Source organism: Gracilibacillus oryzae, from assembly GCF_009498735.1.
In the GTDB taxonomy this organism is placed as follows: Bacteria; Bacillota; Bacilli; order Bacillales; family Amphibacillaceae; genus Gracilibacillus; species Gracilibacillus oryzae.
Genome location: NZ_ML762455.1, coordinates 26,511 through 42,997 on the forward strand (window position 1 = coordinate 26,511; position 16,487 = coordinate 42,997).

Here is a 16,487-nt window from a genome sequence, read left to right on the forward strand (position 1 = left end):
TAAAGTGAGGGATATATATGAAGAATTTGTATCGAGGTTTAGCACTGGTGCTATTTTTAAGTATGTTATTGATTGCTGGCTGCAGTAGTGATGAAAAAGCTTCTTCTGAAAATTATGAGTTAACTGATGTCAGCTTTCCTTTAGAGGAAGAAGTTACTTTAAAATTTATAACTGAAAGCTCACCCATGGCTCCTGAAGATCCTAATGATAAATTGATTTTACAGCGGTTAGAGGAAGAGACAGGTGTGCACATTGAATGGAAGAACTATACAGGTGAATCTTTTGCGGAACAAAGAAACCTAGCTGTAGCGAGTGGCGATTTGCCTGATGCTATTATGAATGCTGGTTATAGTGATTATGAATTACTAGACCTAGCCGATGAAGGTGCCATTGTACCTGTGGAAGATTTAATTGATCAGTATATGCCTAATTTACAAGCTGTATTGGAGAAAGCGCCAGAATATCGTGCGATGATGACAGCCCCCGATGGACATATATATGCTTTTCCTTGGATTGAAGAATTAGGATCTGGAAAAGAGAGTATTCATTCACTGGATGCTACTGGCTGGATCAATGTGGAATGGTTGAATGAACTAGGGCTGGAAATGCCCTCCACAACAGAAGAATTAAAAGAGGCATTAATTGCCTTTAAAGAAAATGATATGGCTGGTGACGGTCAAACCATTCCAATGTCTTTTATTATTAACCATGGCGGGGAAGATTTATCTTTTTTATTTTCTCCATTTGGCGAAGGTGAGAACTGGGATCATACGGTGGTAACTAATGACGATAAAGTCCTTTTTACATCTGGACAAGATGGATATAAAGATGCTATTACCTACTTAAATGAATTGTATGAATTAGGTTTAATGGATGTAGAAGCATTTGAACAAGAGTGGAATACTTACCTTGCCAAGGGTAAGGAAGAACGATATGGTCTGTATTTCACATGGGATAAAGCTAATATCACTGGTATGAATGATAAATATGATATGTTACCGCCATTAGAAGGTCCCGATGGTCGTATACATGTGGCTCGTTCTAATGGTATGGGATTTGACCGTGCTCGAATGGTTGTTACGAGTGCTAATGAGAATCTAGAATTAACGGCGAAATGGATCGATCAATTATATGATCCTCACCAGTCTGTGCAAAATAACTGGGGGACATATGGTCACGAAGAGAAGCAAAATATCTTTGAATTTGATGAAGACAAAAAGATGCTTAGACATTTACCATTAGAGGGAACGGCACCTGTAGAACTGCGGGAGGAAACTTCTATTGGCGGACCATTGGCTATTTTGGATGAATATTACGGTGATGTGACAACAATGCCAGATGATGCTGCATGGAGATTAGAACAACTTCACGAAAATCTAGTTCCTTATATGAATAATGAGAACATTTATCCAAACGTATTTATGTCATTAGAAGAACTGGAACAGCTTTCTGATATTGAAGCAGATTTGTTTCCATATGTTGAAAGAAAAAAAGCAGAGTGGATTACTAATGGCAATGTTGAAGAAGAATGGGAAGAGTATCTGGCAGAATTAGATCGTCTTGGCTATCAAGAATGGTTAGAAATTAAACAGACTGCATATGATCGAAATAGAGAGGCAGAAGTGGAGGCACAATAATATGTCATTAAAACAGACAGAAATGTTTCGACCTTGGTTGCATTTTGCACCAAAAAAGAATTGGATGAATGATCCAAATGGGTTAGTATATTTCAATGGCGAATATCATCTTTTCTTTCAATACAACCCAAATGATAGCAAATGGGGCCCCATGCATTGGGGCCATGCCATCAGTAAAGATCTAATTACATGGGATGAGCTGCCAATTGCTCTATATCCAGATGAATATGGTACGATTTTTTCTGGGAGTTGTGTAGTTGATTGGAATAATACTACAGGTTTTTTTCCGGATGAACCTGGACTAGTCGCTATTTTCACACATCATCTGGAGACTGAACTAAATAAAACACCAATACAATCACAAAGTTTAGCTTACAGTTATGATAACGGTAGAACGTGGAAAAAGTATCAAAGCAACCCAGTATTAGAACACGATACAAAAGTTGACTTTAGAGATCCAAAAGTGTTTTGGCATCAGGTATCAAATAAGTGGATAATGGTTTTGGCAACTGGCCAAACAATCTCTATATATTCTTCGCCCAATTTAATTGAATGGTCTTACGAGAGTGAGTTTGGGGAGAATATTGGATCACATGAAGGGGTTTGGGAGTGTCCAGACTTGTTTGAATTGCAAATAGAAGAAAGTGAAGAATCTAGATGGGTACTCTTAGTTAGTATTGGAGACAATCCACATTTGGACAGTGGTTCACGTACGCAATATTTTGTGGGAACATTCGACGGTACTCAATTTAAGGCTAAACATAATGAGGTAAGATGGTTAGATTACGGGAAAGACAATTATGCAGGTGTAAGCTTTTCTGATATTCCTGAAGAAGACGGAAGGCGTATATATTTAGGCTGGATGAGTAATTGGCGTTATGCAAATGATGTACCTACTCATGGCTGGAGAAGTCAAATGACATTACCCCGAGTGTTAGGGCTTCGTAAAGTGCAGGATTCCTACACTTTAGTACAGACGCCTGTACAGGAGTTGGAAAAATATTTTACTAATGAAAAAATATTGGAGAACAAGTTAATACAAAAGGAATTTCGGTTTGATCTTGATGAGTCATATGGAATGATAACATTAAATATTGAAGATATTTCTGCAGAGAGAATAAGTCTAAACATTCATCATTCACAAACAAACGTGACATCCATCACTATTGATGTTGAAAAGCTAATATTGACTCTGGATCGCAGCAAATCAGGAATTACATCTTTTTCAGATAATTTCTTAAAACAACAAAATGTAAAAATACCTAATACAGAGAAGATTAAATTAAACATAATCATTGATTCTGCTTCTATTGAGGTATTCGGAAATGAAGGTGAATTCGCATTAACTAGCTTAATATACCCAGATAAAGCATGTGAAGAAATTTCGCTTCAAGTTCTAGATGGTGAGATGGTCGTTAATGGATGTATCTCAAAACCTAGCGATTATTCAAATTGATTTTGTAAAAGAAGCCAGAAGCCTGCAAAATCCTTCTGGCTTTCTTGTAGTTTGTCCATATTAAAGAATATAAGAAGAGTTGGTGATCAAGATGGCTGATGTAGCAGCATTAGGAGAAATACTAGTTGATTTTACCTCAGGTGGAATTAGTGAAAATGGAAGTCCTGTATTCATTGCAAATCCAGGAGGGGCTCCAGGAAATTTATTGGTTGCATTATCACGACTTGGAAAAGATACCACATTTATCGGGGCAGTTGGGAAAGATAAATTTGGTATGATGCTGGAAGATACATTAAAAGATTATGGGGTGTCCACAGCTGGAATGGTTCATTCAGATATACATACTACACTAGCGTTTGTTCATATAAATGAAAGTGGTGATCGTTCTTTTAGTTTCTGCAGAAATCCGGGAGCCGATGTGATGTTATCATCGAATGAATTGAAGCCAGATTTAATTACAGGATCGAAGATTTTTCACGTCGGGTCACTATCCATGACGAATAACCCTTCAAGAGAGGCAACGAGAGAAGCCCTGAAGATTGCAAAAAGTCATAAGATAACAATCTCCTGCGACCCTAACCTTCGACTTAGTTTATGGAAGAGTCAAGAAGAGGCCAAAGAGAGAATTAAAGAAATATTAAGTTATGCTGACATAGCAAAACTATCAGAAGAGGAGTTAGAATTTTTAACTGGTACAAATAAAGTAGAAAAAGGTGCAAGTGAAGTATTAGAGCAGTATAACATGTCCTTGCTTTTTATTACAGCTGGTAGTAAGGGAAGTTATTGTTTTTCAGAAAAGACTGGATTATTTGAAGCTGGAATGCCAATAAAAGCAATTGATACGACAGGATGCGGAGATGCTTTCTTTGCAGGGATATTATATAAAGTATTAGATAATAACATGCAATATAAAGGTTTAACAGAGAAAATGATAAAGGATTTACTGGTTTTTGGAAATGCTATGGGGGCATATGTTGCTCGGAAACAAGGTGGGATTCCAGCACTTCCTGATTTACCCGAAATTAATAAGTTCATTTTAGATAAAAATAGAAAAGATCACGAGAAAATGAAACAATAAATGAATCTAATAAATTTAACCTTGGGGAGTAACTAGTTCTTAATTAAAGGTTGACAGAATTATCACAGACATTTAACACTCTTCATGAGTCAACCATAATATGTTTTTTAGACATCTCAATTGAGGTGTCTTTTTTATTTGTGAAGCTTATAACAAATAAAGCAAGAAGTGGAAAGTAAGATCAACATGAAATGGCTAGGCTTTAAACAAATAGATCAACATCAAGTAAGGGGAATAATCGGGATTAAATATCTGTATCAACAGGCACGCGGTTTTTCGGCTGGTTTATTGGAGATGCTCGGTATAGTGTTATTGGGTTATTTGTTATATCTTAATTCTGGGCTATAATATAAAGATAAATAGTCCCGATTATCGATAAAGTCAAATCAGGAAGAATGATGAAGTTATCGAAAATCCTGAGGAGTTAATGTGAATGGGAAATTTTTATCATGAATGTCTAAAAGGAATAAAAAAAGCAAAAGGGGATAATACAGAAATGATTACAATAGACGGAGTAGTAGGGGCAGGAAAAACAACCTTAATGGATATTATCGTAAAAGACTTAGGGTATACACCTTTTGAGGAGCCTGTTGTGAATAACCCAATATTAGATAAATTTTATTATGACAGGGAACGATACAGTTTTCCGCTTCAGGTCTTTTTCTTGAATGAGCGCTTCAACCATATAAAAAATGCCAGTAAAATAAAGAAAGCTGTATTAGATCGTTCCATATACGGAGATGTTATCTTTGCCAAAATGCTAAAAGACGGTGGAGAGATGTCTGAAGAAGAATTTAACATTTATCTGAGTTTGTTTAAAAATATGATCGAACATTGTGAGCCTCCTGAATTAATGATTTACTTGGAAATATCATTAGAAGAAGCGGTCCGCCGTATTACCAGGCGTGGGAGAAGTTACGAAATTGATACAGAAATAGCCTACTGGGAAAGATTGAATAAAGAGTACACAGAATATTTTCAGGCATATCATGCTTCACCATTATTGAAGATTAATGTGGATCAGCTGAATTTTGAAAACAATCCATCAGACAGGGAATATGTGTTGACAACAATAAAGAAAAAACTGCAGACACTTGATCGATAAAAAATACTTCACCTGCTCAGAAAGCAGACGGCGACGCAAAAACTCAGTCGAATTGCTTTTTCTCCGGAATGAATATGTTAAAATAATAAAGAGTTTAGCCAATATTTTCCGAGCAGGTGATCATATAAATCCAACAGTAAATATCTTAGGCATTCCTTTTTCCAAATTAACTTTAAATGAAACAGCAACACTTCTTGAAGAGCATATCAACAATGAATCTGCATCCTTACACCACCTTATTACAGCAAACCCTGAGATTTCCCTAATGTATCAATCAGATAGTCAATATAAAAAAATAATGGATCAAGCTGATTTAATCACACCAGATGGTATTGGGATAGTATTGGCATCGCGACGAAAAAAAGACCCTGTTCCAGAAAGAGTAACAGGATTTGACTTGCTGCACCAGCTGTTAGAGAAAGGTAATTATCATGGTTGGAGCTTTTACTTCCTTGGCACAGATGAAGAGACAAATGCAAAAGCAGTAAAAGAAATCGAGCAGAAGTATCCGAATGTTACCATAGCAGGAAGACATCATGGCTTTTTCTCAAAAGAGGAAGAGGCTGGTATTATCGATGAGATTAAACAGACTAAGCCTGATGTTTTGATTGTCGCAATGGGTGCACCTTATTCAGATAAATGGATTTACCAGCATAAGCAAGAGTTGAGTGATGTCCAAGTTGTTTTTGGTGTTGGAGGAAGTCTTGATGTGATCGCAGGCAAGGTTCAGGCGACACCGGAAATATGGAAAAAGTTAAACATGGAATGGCTGCATCGATTAATTACGGCTCCTGCTGCCAAAGGGCAAAAATCAAGATGGCTAAGACAAACAGCAATCCCTAAATTCATTTATTATATACTAATGAAAAAGGTTTAAAATTTTTTTTTATTATGAAGTGGAGGAGTGATTGATTTGTACTGGCTTCATACACATTTTCATTCAGAAACACTGAATATGCCTGTTCCAATGGAAGTATTACTGCCTGAATCTTATGTTGGGACTGGTGCAAAGTATCCTGCTCTTTATCTTCTCCATGATATGGGAGACGGCCACACAACATGGTTAAGAAAAACGAATCTGGAAAGCTATTTAGAAGAATTTTCTATTGCAGCAATAATGCCTGCAGCACATCTGAGTTACTATGCTGATATGTTCTGCGGTAAAAAATACTTCACATACATTACGGAAGAGCTGCCCGCTATTTGTGAAAGATTGTTTCCATTATCAACAGAAAGAGAAGACCGGATGATTGCTGGAACAGGAATTGGCGGATATGGTGCGCTGAAAGCAGGTATGTATGCATCAGATAATTTTAGTATAGCAGCATCTTTTTCCTCTCCAATCGATATAAATAATATTGCAGCGAGAGTACATACAATAAATTCAGCTGATATCTTTGGACCAGATCCGGATTTAAAAGGGAGCAGACATGACCTTTATGCAGCGGAAAAGATACACACAAAGACACACTTCTATTTAGACTGTGAAACAACCAGTGAATTTTATCACGAAAATCTATTATTTGCTCAACATTTAGAACACCAGAATCTCATTCATTCATTCATAGAAATGAAAGCGATGACAAATGTACGGATACAACAGGACATTTCATTACAGAACTTTGTTAAATGGTTAGCAGATCATAAGACCACTGTCAGAAAGGAGGATCGCTAAATGGCGTTGATTGAATTACACCTCCATTCAAAAGTACTGGGGATGGAATTACCGGTAAACCTTATTATTCCGCAAGAAAAACAGCCATTTAATAAAGATAAGAAGTCAAAAGTTTTATGGCTGCTTCATGGCGGATCAGGTGACGAATCTGCTTGGATTCGGATGAGCAGTATGGAACGTTATGCCATTGAATACGGGATAACTGTTATTACTCCTGGAGGTTTAAACTCCTGTTTTACAGATATGGAACATGGCGGGAAGTTTTGTACCTATATGACAGAAGAACTGCCAAAAACGCTGAAACAAATCATTCCACTGCTTTCAACAGAACGGGAAGATAACTTTATCGCGGGATTATCTAATGGAGGCTATGGTTGCTTAAGGGTGGGATTATCGAGGCCAGATTTGTATGCAGCAATCGGGGCATTTTCAGCTGGAAATAAAGCCGATATTCCTTTCGTAAATGATGGTTCAGGCAAAGCTTACGGTAGAATTGAAGTTTTTGGAGAAGGTGAAATTAAAGGCACAGAGCATGATGTAGAGTATTTAGCAAGAGAAGCGATTCAGTCAGGGAAGATGTTGCCGAAGATTTATCATGCTTGTGGAAGTTTAGATACATGGCTGGATTTAAATAAGCTGGTTTATCACTTCTTTGACAGGCATCATGTCTATGATTATACGTATCACCAAGCAGAAGGCTATGGACATACATGGGACTTCTGGGAGATGGAAATAGTGAATTTTTTGAATTTGCTTGATCTCAAAAAAGATAATACAAGCTATATCGGTTTATAAAAATAAGTATCTTTTAAAAAATAAAAAAAGCAGGCGTCACAATAGGAGAAAAAAGAAGGTAACTCTATAATTAAGCATTTAAAGATGGAGATGCAGATTTCGCTGTCATAATTGTTACACCACACAAACTCATAAGCCAATAGCGCTTAGTGTGCTGCAAAATGATTTGCATGTATTCATGGAGGAGCCGGTCGCCAATTCCAATGAGGACGCTGAAACATTAACAGAACTCTCCAAAAATTATCCGAAACTTGTGTTGATCAGTCAGAATTATCGTTACTGTCCGGAAATTCTGGCCTCTGCTCCTGCCTGATATGAAAGTGGTCGATCGAGCATATTCCGTTACAGAAATGATTTCCGCAATTAATGAAAACAGAGTGCCGCTAACAGATATTTCTGTTAATATACACAGTTTTGCAATGATCACTGCTTCACTAGAATCGATTGAAAAAAGAACAGAAATTCAATTAAAGAAAAACTGAAATTATCCAAAAGCAGCGTTGAATCTCCCTCCCCCATTTTATACACGTACGGACAAATTTGTGATTGACGCTTTCATGTGCAAAATGATATGATAACTTATATCATTAAAATTTATTTCATAAGTGATAAATAGAGTATTTACCAAACTCTCACTTTATCCATTTTCTATGTATCTTAATTGTACAGACAAGTTAGATGCTGTTATAAAGGTCATTTCAAAACGTTAAATCTACTATGTGATAATTTTTTGCAAGATTATTTAAATGGGGGAAAAAGCATGAGTATGGATATTAAACAATCAATTCAAAATGGCAAGACAGTGCTGGGTATTGAACTAGGATCAACAAGAATTAAGGCAGTGCTTATCGGAGAAGATAATACTCCAATTGCTTCAGGCAGTCATGATTGGGAGAATAGTTATGTCAACAATATCTGGACATACAGTGTGGAAGAAATTTGGAAAGGGATACAAGACAGTTATCAGAAAATGGCCAGCCATGTTAACAGCCAGTATGGTATTTCATTGAAAAAAATTGGTGCTGTCGGATTCAGCGGAATGATGCATGGTTATATGGCTTTTGATAAGAATGAAGAGCTGTTAGTACCATTCCGTACATGGAGAAACAATATCACTGAGCAGGCAGCAACAGAATTAACAAAGTTATTCCAATATAATATTCCGCAACGATGGAGTATTGCCCACCTATACCAGGCGATCTTAAACAAAGAAGAACATGTTAGTGACATTTCTTTTCTGACTACTTTAGCGGGTTATGTTCATTGGAAACTTACTGGTCAGAAAGTCCTCGGTGTTGGTGAAGCGTCTGGCGTTTTCCCAATCGATCTGGATACAAAGAAATTTAATCAAAAAATGGTTGGCCAGTTTAATGAATTAACGGAATCCCGTAATTTAGGATGGCAACTTGAAAGTATCTTACCAGAAGTGTTAGTAGCAGGTGACAATGCTGGAACTCTTACGGAAGAGGGAGCTAAACTCCTTGATGTTACCGGCGAACTGGAAGCTGGTATTCCGCTTTGCCCGCCTGAGGGGGATGCTGGAACAGGAATGGTTGCAACCAACAGTGTGGCAAAACGGACTGGTAATGTATCAGCAGGAACGTCGGCATTTGCGATGGTTGTATTAGAAAAGGATTTGTCAAAAGTTCATACAGAAATTGACTTAGTTACAACACCAACAGGTAATTTAGTTGCAATGGCTCACTCTAATAACTGTACGTCAGACTTAAATGCATGGATTGGTTTGTTTGATCAATTCACTAAGGCAAGCGGCATGAATGTTGATATGGATACATTGTACGGAACATTGTTCAACCAGGCACTTCAAGGAGATCCGGATGGTGGCGGACTATTATCATATGGCTACTTATCTGGTGAACATATGACTCATTTTGAAGAAGGCCGTCCATTATTTGTTCGTACTTCTGAAAGTAATTTCAATTTAGCAAACTTTATGCGAACACATTTAATGACAGCGTTTGGCGCAATGAAAATCGGGATGGATATTTTAATCAAAGAAGAAGGTGTCCAACTAGACGAAATTCTTGGCCATGGTGGTGTATTTAAAACAAAAGGTGTTGGGCAGAAAGTGTTGGCTGGTGCACTTAATGTTCCGGTTTCCGTTATGGAAACAGCAGGAGAAGGCGGCGCATGGGGTATGGCACTGCTTGGTTCGTATATGATAAATAAAGCTGATAATGAAACATTGGATGATTATCTGAATGAAAAAGTGTTTGCAGGTCAGTCAGTAGAAACAGTTACTCCAGAAGCAGAAGACGTGGCAGGTTTTGAACAGTTTATTGAACGTTACAAAAAAGGACTTGCAATTGAGAGAGCTGCTGTAGAAAACTTATAAATAAGAGTAGTGATGCACTTACTATAATCCGAACGATTTCAAATTCGTTCGGATTATTTGCTTTATGGAAAAAATATTCATGCTTCACAAATCTCAAATTCTCTGCTTTAGAAGATTAAGAAAGTCTTTTTATCGGATGGGTGAACGTGCATAAACTTAGTTTAATTGATCGTGCCCTCACGGTGCGAGTCTAGGAACCCATTAAAAGCTGGGGAAAATGCGAGACTCCAGCGGGAACAGCACGAGCTGAAAATCCACTTCGTAAAGTGAGGATCCTTACCAAGTTAGCAGACCGCCGGGCCCTCGGTAAAGAAGACACTGCGAAAGCGTTCTTTGCTTAAGTAGATGTCGCACTTATGCCCGTGGTGAAAGAGAGTATTTTCCCCAGCGGTGGATTGCACTATTTGAATTAGTGCATTAGCGAGTAAAACTTAGAAAAGTGTGGCTTTAAGATCACCTTTTTGTTTATTAATCTTATAATTATTCAATATCATATTTCCCTCGATCTTCTCCATAGTATTGGTTATAGCGTTGTTGGAACTTATAATAAATATATGCTCCAATTACTTTCACAATGGCATAACCTGGGATTCCAAGAATAACCCCAATTACTCCAAATAAGTTACCAGCAATAAGCAAAACTAGAATGATAGTCAAAGGGTGAATTTGCATTGTTTTTCCCATAATATTTGGTGATACGAAATTCCCTTCAAGAAATTGGACAGCAATCCATACAATCGCCAGCTTCAGTAACATAAACGGTGAATCAACGATTGCTATGATAGCTGCTGGAATGATCGCAATTGTCGGTCCTAAGTAAGGAACAACACTTGTTACCGCAGCAACAATAGCTAGCGTAAATGCATAATCCAAACCAATGATAAGATAACCAATAAATAACAGCACACCAATAACTGTTGCGACGATTATCTGTCCCTGAATATAGGAACCTACTTGTGTATCAATATTAGTTAAAATTTGTTTTGTATCATGTCGGAATTTCGGCGGAAATACTTTCACAACATAATGCTGAAATTTTTTCCCATCTTTTAAAAGGAAAAATAAGATAATCGGAAACGTAATAATAGATACAACAGCACTTGTAATCGTGCTGGCAACGTTTTGAATTCCCTGGAATCCTCTGGAGAGATATGTACCAATTAATTGCGGAAGCTCACTTAGCCTGTCCATTACCCATTGATAGCCATCATCATAATAAGGAGCAAAGAAAGAATTCTGTACCCAATTTGTCATATTATTACTTAATTGTCTTAAATAATCTGGAAAGTCATCTACTAAATCCTTAATCTGTGCTTCAATAAAAGGTGCTGCTAATAAAATAAGCCCTGTTAAAGCACCACTGATCCCGAGAATGAGCAGAATGATTCCCCAGATTCTTTTAATCCGTAATTTTTCCAGCAAGTCTACAACAGGATTTAATAAATAGTAAGCTATAAACGCAAGAATGACTGGCGTCGCTATTGTTGTGAGAATTACTTCAAGTGGGTAAAAGATAAAGGATACTTTTGTGTAAATATAGATAACGATTCCTATTAAAATCAAAAGAGCCAGTATGTAAAATATATTTTTTCCGCCAATAAATCTTAAAAATCTATTTTGATTTTCCAATGTTTCTCATCCCCTTATACAAGTATGTACCATACTGTAACTGTTTTTAAACATATAATATTGACAGTGATTATTCAAGGTGTATCCGACATGTACTGTTTAGGAATCTGGTATGATGATGTTTCCAACTGTTCGTAATGGTATAGCTTTGTCCTTAACATCTTTACCATTTCTAAAGGAGTTAATCCGTTTTCTATACATATCTTAAGTGCTTGAGAGATTTTTATTCTTACAGGATGGATTAATAGTTTCTGTTTTGTTCACCTTACACTCTTATTCTGCCCTATTCTTTAGACTGATAATATTATCATGATTAATAGTATAAGGATAGATAAGCAAAAAAACAATTAGGGATAAAGCGAAATTTTAATTCCGGCTGATCATTAGCGATAATAAAAAGTGATTCAACGTCTTACAGTTATCTTCCTGAAAAATTTATTTGGAATAAATGTGCAAAAAGAAGAAGAAATTGTAAAATTAATTGTTTTGCTCACCTGCTAATGATAAGATTATTATACCTGATACTAATAGTAAGTGGTTAAAATGATGTGCGATTTAACTTAATTATTTTATAGATAGTTGCAAACAAGGGAGTTACAATTATGGAGATTACATTGATTAGACACGGAAAATCTGCTTGTCTGCATGAACGCAATATGACAAGTGAGAAATTCAGTGCATGGGTAAAACGTTATGATGATAATGGAGTAATAACGGAAACTGCTTATCCTGAGGAATCGTTGCGCAAAATTCGAATGGCAGAACTTATTGTAACAAGTGATTTAAAACGATCGATTCAATCAGCTGCATTACTATCCAACGAGAGAAATACTGTATCCTTGCCGCTATTTCGTGAAACAGACCTGCCAACTCTAAGTTCAAATATAAGAGGACTAGTTTTACATTCCACTATTTGGGCATCAGTTCTCAGGATATTATGGTTTTGTGGTTATTCTAATGGCAAAGAGTCTTTTCGCCATGCAAAGCAACGGGCAGAGACAGCCGCTGATCATTTAATAGAGCTAGCTCATAAACACGAGAAGATTGCCTTAGTAGGACATGGCTTTTTCAACAGGTTTATTGCTAAGGAACTGGTGAAGAAAGGTTGGCATGGGGCAAGAAATGTGGATAGTAAGCATTAATAAAAAAATCATTGGTATCCTGCGGTAATCCCTTTTTACTATATATCAGTACAAAAGTGCGCATCAGAGTGTGAGGAAGAAAACAGTTAAAATGTCTCATTTTTTTCTTGCGAATTTTCAGATTTATTTATAATACAAAAATTTCAGATAATTATTTTGTCTAGAAATGCTATATTTTAAGCGGACGAAAGAGAGTAAAAGTTATCCCCTTTACACAAATAGAAAAATATACCTATTGACTTATTTTGTATATTCCACTTATTGACAACAATAACAGGTCTTGTTAAATTTTAAGTGTTGTAATAATTCAGGTAAGTGCCTATAGGGGGGAAGATTTAGAAATGAAAAAGTTTTTGTTTTTATTTATGATGGCATGTTTCTTCGGCGGAATTCTCGCAGGTTGTGGAAGCACAAATACGGAAGCACAACCAAAAGAGGAAAAGGAAGAAACATCGACCGATGAATTAAAGGAAGAGACTAAAGAAGAACCAAAAGAGGAATCAGAAGATGAAAGTGTAGAAACTGAATCCGTTGAAGAAGATAACATAGAGGAAACATCAACAGCAGGATTCTCTGAAGTTATTAATCATATGGAGGAAGTTTCAGAAGGTACTGCGGAAATCTTATTTGAAGGTACGGAAACTTTTGAACATGAAATGGAAGGTGTAACAACTTCAGTTGATACATATGCACTTGTTGAATTAACAGATTTCCATACAGATTTTAGTATCCCATTTGACGACGAAACAGATGGAGCGGTTTTACTTGTACAATACACAGTGAAAAATGATACAGAAAAAGATGCCTACTATATGCCAAGTTTCTATTTAACTTATACTGGTGCCACAAAGTCATTCTACAATTACAAAGAATTACTGCCAGAGGAGCAACAGCTTCCTACACTTCTTTCTGCATCTAACGATTACTTAATCGAAGCTGGAAAATCACATACAGGTTATTTTGCATATCCTTTTGGTAAGTCAATACTGCCTCAAGTTTTAGAGGAAGGGATTGTATCTATTGAGGTTCCAAGACCACATGCCACAAAAGGTGATGTTAATGATAATTTTGGTTCTGAGACCACTTTTCACTTAGGGGTGACAGAAGCTGCTAGTAAAAAAGTAACTGAGAATCAAAGTTTCTATCAGGATAAGCTGACAACTGCAAATATGGGTGAAAAAGTAATGATAGAAGAGCAGCAGGATATTGGAACAACAGAGACAATAAGTGATTTCGACATTACATTAGAGGGATATCAATTTACTGACTTTACTCCAAACGAAGTAGAAGCACCAAGGTTTGAGAATTTTACAAATGGTATGGTCATGTTAACAGTCAAATTTCTGATCGATAATAAAAGTGATGCTGATATTGGTATAAGTTCACTTGGTTCAAAACTTACGGTGAATGATGGGGCTCAATATATGCTAGATCAAGGCATGCTGCTTGATTATGGTTATGATGATGTAATTGCCGCAGGTGAATCTGGAGAACTGTTACAGATTTACGTATTAGATAAAGAACAGTATGATAAAATTTGGAAAGAGAAGTCTTTTGAGTTGGAACTAGGGCCAATGAAAGATACATCAGCAAAAGATATATCCAAGGGAAAAACAGCTACATTTAAGTTAAAATAATGTGAGACCATGTTTAGCAAAAGAATAAAGGTACAAAAAAATGCAAATAAAATCATATACAGATTTTATTTGCATTTTCATTTTTATCATTATAAGAATCCACCAGCCTGAATTGGTGTCTTTCTTTTGCTGCCTAACTAATTTTGCATAAATAGGTTCATTTCAGAAAAGGCCTTTAGCCATTTTCCATCTTCTTTTCATTCTTTGCATGTCTGATTCTCCTCCCCACCTCTATTTTGTCTATTATCACATTGCCAACCTACTGTATTAACCTAAACAAACAGATTCAAGTAATACCGAAGACTGGTATAATCAAAAGAAACAGATAATGACGATTGAATAAGTCTTGAGGTGATGAATATGAAGGAAATAACACCATTTCTAGATCAACGGAGCAATACTCCAATATATATACAGCTGTCTCACTATTTCAAAAATGAAATAATCAAAGGCAAAATAAAAGCGAACGAGCAATTACCATCAAAGCGGACATTAGCAAAATATTTGGATATTAGCTTAAATACTGTACAATCAGCTTATGATCAGTTGAGAGCAGAAGGTTATATCGAAAGCAAGGAACGTAAAGGTATGTATGTCCAGCCGATAGACAAGGATCAACTTCTGGGAGTTCTCTCAACAAACAACCAACGACAATTACCTCAAAATAATAATGTAGACTACCTGATTGACTTTAACTCAGGCAGAGTAGATTTAGAGCATTTTCCATACAATGTCTGGCGGAAACTGACAACAGAAGCACTTTATCGTGATCAGAGTCACTTGTTCAATATTGGTGATCCACAGGGAGAATTATCGCTGCGTACGGAAATTGCGTCCTATTTATACCAATCAAGGGGAGTAAACTGTAATCCGGAGCAAATAATAATAGCTGCTGGAACGCAACCATTAGTTGGCATGTTAGCAATCCTAATCGGAAGAAGTAATGACTTTGCAATAGAAGATCCAGGTTTTCATCGAACAAAGCAAGTCCTGGATGACTATGGTATTGGCACAATCCCCGTTTCACTTGATCAAAGTGGTCTGTCTGTAGATAGTCTGAGACAATCGAAAGCAAAAGCAGTCTATGTTACCCCATCCCATCAATTTCCGTGTGGGATGATTATGCCTATTTCCCGGCGATTAGAACTGCTAAAGTGGGCGGAGGAAACGGGTGGTTACATTATAGAAGATGATTATGATGGAGAATATCGCTACAAAGGAAGACCCATTCCATCTTTGCAAGGGTTAGACAGACATGATTGTGTAATATACTTAGGAACCTTTTCAAAAGCGTTAATTCCTTCCATTCGAGTAAGCTACGTTGTATTGCCGACAACTCTAGTTGCCAAATATCACAGTCAATTTACGATTTATAAACAGACTGTGTCAAGGTTACATCAGGATACATTATGCAGATTTATGAATCAAGGTTATTGGCAAAGACATTTGAACAGAATGAGAACATTATATCGGAAAAAACAGCAGGTTTTGCTGACTGCAATTGGTGAATATATGGGGGATAGTGTACAAATTGTTGGAGAACACGCAGGCTTACATATTTTACTCACAGTTAAAAATGGAATGAAGGAAGAGGAATTAATAGAATCTGCCGCAAAAAAACGTGTCAAAGTATATCCAACTTCTATTTATTACAATAACGTAAATGCAAGTGGCGAGGCAGAAATACTTCTAGGGTTTGGCGGATTGCCAGTGAAGGATATTGAAGAAGGCATCCGGTTATTAAAGGATGCGTGGGTATTATAGCAATAATTTGAGGCTGGGACAAAAAAATTTACTCATCCCATAATCCAAATGATATTAAATTATTTTAAACCAATATTCGTATGTATCCTCTCTCTACTATAAGTTATTTATTGCACATAATAGGGATTATGTGCAATAACATTTTTAGAGTAGTTTTTGAAATCTATAGTGTGCAAGGATGTCGCTCCGTCCGGCCACTTCGCTTTCCGTGGG

Annotated in this window: 13 protein-coding genes and 1 pseudogene; 13 read left to right on the forward strand and 1 reads right to left on the reverse strand. The window is 36.6% G+C overall.

The window, feature by feature from the left end:
* Nucleotides 1-17: 17 nt before the first annotated feature.
* The 10 genes and pseudogenes from F9U64_RS21180 to F9U64_RS21225 all read left to right on the forward strand — a co-directional run bounded on the left by F9U64_RS21180 (nucleotide 18) and on the right by F9U64_RS21225 (nucleotide 10,102).
* Nucleotides 18-1,637 carry an extracellular solute-binding protein gene (locus tag F9U64_RS21180; protein ID WP_153406889.1) on the forward strand — a complete coding sequence of 540 codons (1,620 nt, stop codon included), beginning with the start codon at nucleotides 18-20 and terminating at the stop codon, nucleotides 1,635-1,637.
* Nucleotide 1,638: 1 nt separating this feature from the next.
* A complete protein-coding gene (locus tag F9U64_RS21185) occupies nucleotides 1,639-3,093 on the forward strand; it encodes a glycoside hydrolase family 32 protein (protein WP_153406890.1) in 1,455 nt (484 codons plus the stop codon).
* Nucleotides 3,094-3,184: 91 nt separating this feature from the next.
* Entirely contained in the window at nucleotides 3,185-4,171 is a 987-nt protein-coding gene (locus F9U64_RS21190; RefSeq protein WP_153406891.1) for a carbohydrate kinase family protein, read from the forward strand.
* Between the two features lie 433 nt (nucleotides 4,172-4,604).
* Nucleotides 4,605-5,276, forward strand: a complete 672-nt coding sequence (locus tag F9U64_RS21195; protein WP_153406892.1) for a deoxynucleoside kinase — start codon at nucleotides 4,605-4,607, stop codon at nucleotides 5,274-5,276.
* Nucleotides 5,277-5,541: 265 nt separating this feature from the next.
* A complete protein-coding gene (locus tag F9U64_RS21200; protein WP_228275831.1) occupies nucleotides 5,542-6,153 on the forward strand; it encodes a WecB/TagA/CpsF family glycosyltransferase in 612 nt (203 codons plus the stop codon).
* A gap of 36 nt (nucleotides 6,154-6,189) precedes the next feature.
* Nucleotides 6,190-6,951 carry an alpha/beta hydrolase gene (locus F9U64_RS21205; RefSeq protein ID WP_153406893.1) on the forward strand — a complete coding sequence of 254 codons (762 nt, stop codon included), beginning with the start codon at nucleotides 6,190-6,192 and terminating at the stop codon, nucleotides 6,949-6,951.
* Nucleotides 6,952-7,746, forward strand: a complete 795-nt coding sequence (locus F9U64_RS21210; protein ID WP_153406894.1) for an alpha/beta hydrolase — start codon at nucleotides 6,952-6,954, stop codon at nucleotides 7,744-7,746. It abuts the gene before it with no gap.
* 127 nt (nucleotides 7,747-7,873) lie between these two features.
* A pseudogene (locus tag F9U64_RS23635) lies at nucleotides 7,874-8,059 on the forward strand (Gfo/Idh/MocA family oxidoreductase); the annotation flags it as partial.
* 7 nt (nucleotides 8,060-8,066) lie between these two features.
* A complete protein-coding gene (locus F9U64_RS21220; protein WP_153406895.1) occupies nucleotides 8,067-8,228 on the forward strand; it encodes a hypothetical protein in 162 nt (53 codons plus the stop codon).
* Nucleotides 8,229-8,506: 278 nt separating this feature from the next.
* The gene (locus tag F9U64_RS21225; protein WP_153406896.1) at nucleotides 8,507-10,102 is read left to right on the forward strand and encodes a xylulokinase; all 1,596 of its coding nucleotides are present in this window, start codon (nucleotides 8,507-8,509) and stop codon (nucleotides 10,100-10,102) included.
* A gap of 480 nt (nucleotides 10,103-10,582) precedes the next feature.
* Here the strand turns inward: F9U64_RS21225 and F9U64_RS21230 are convergent, their stop codons facing one another.
* Nucleotides 10,583-11,731 (reverse strand): AI-2E family transporter, encoded by a 1,149-nt coding sequence (locus tag F9U64_RS21230; RefSeq protein ID WP_153406897.1) that lies wholly within the window; start codon nucleotides 11,729-11,731, stop codon nucleotides 10,583-10,585.
* A 602-nt stretch (nucleotides 11,732-12,333) separates the two neighbouring features.
* Between F9U64_RS21230 and F9U64_RS21235 the strand changes: the two genes are divergently transcribed.
* The 3 genes from F9U64_RS21235 (at nucleotide 12,334) to pdxR (ending at nucleotide 16,274) form a co-directional block, all read left to right on the forward strand.
* Complete coding sequence (locus F9U64_RS21235) at nucleotides 12,334-12,873, forward strand: histidine phosphatase family protein (protein ID WP_153406898.1); 540 nt, start codon at nucleotides 12,334-12,336, stop codon at nucleotides 12,871-12,873.
* A gap of 341 nt (nucleotides 12,874-13,214) precedes the next feature.
* Nucleotides 13,215-14,510, forward strand: coding sequence for a DUF5068 domain-containing protein (locus F9U64_RS21240; RefSeq protein ID WP_153406899.1), 1,296 nt, complete (start codon nucleotides 13,215-13,217; stop codon nucleotides 14,508-14,510).
* 360 nt (nucleotides 14,511-14,870) lie between these two features.
* Nucleotides 14,871-16,274: a MocR-like pyridoxine biosynthesis transcription factor PdxR gene (gene pdxR, locus F9U64_RS21245; RefSeq protein ID WP_153406900.1), complete on the forward strand. Its 1,404-nt coding sequence runs from the start codon at nucleotides 14,871-14,873 to the stop codon at nucleotides 16,272-16,274.
* Nucleotides 16,275-16,487: the final 213 nt, after the last annotated feature.

Bases quoted from the DNA above. Each gene is read 5' to 3' on its own strand.
- F9U64_RS21180 (WP_153406889.1), top strand. From the start codon at position 18: ATGAAGAATTTGTATCGAGGTTTAGCACTGGTGCTATTTTTAAGTATG.
- F9U64_RS21185 (WP_153406890.1), top strand. From the start codon at position 1,639: ATGTCATTAAAACAGACAGAAATGTTTCGACCTTGGTTGCATTTTGCA.
- F9U64_RS21190 (WP_153406891.1), top strand. From the start codon at position 3,185: ATGGCTGATGTAGCAGCATTAGGAGAAATACTAGTTGATTTTACCTCA.
- F9U64_RS21195 (WP_153406892.1), top strand. From the start codon at position 4,605: ATGGGAAATTTTTATCATGAATGTCTAAAAGGAATAAAAAAAGCAAAA.
- F9U64_RS21200 (WP_228275831.1), top strand. From the start codon at position 5,542: ATGTATCAATCAGATAGTCAATATAAAAAAATAATGGATCAAGCTGAT.
- F9U64_RS21210 (WP_153406894.1), top strand. From the start codon at position 6,952: ATGGCGTTGATTGAATTACACCTCCATTCAAAAGTACTGGGGATGGAA.
- F9U64_RS21225 (WP_153406896.1), top strand. From the start codon at position 8,507: ATGAGTATGGATATTAAACAATCAATTCAAAATGGCAAGACAGTGCTG.
- F9U64_RS21235 (WP_153406898.1), top strand. From the start codon at position 12,334: ATGGAGATTACATTGATTAGACACGGAAAATCTGCTTGTCTGCATGAA.
- F9U64_RS21240 (WP_153406899.1), top strand. From the start codon at position 13,215: ATGAAAAAGTTTTTGTTTTTATTTATGATGGCATGTTTCTTCGGCGGA.
- pdxR (WP_153406900.1), top strand. From the start codon at position 14,871: ATGAAGGAAATAACACCATTTCTAGATCAACGGAGCAATACTCCAATA.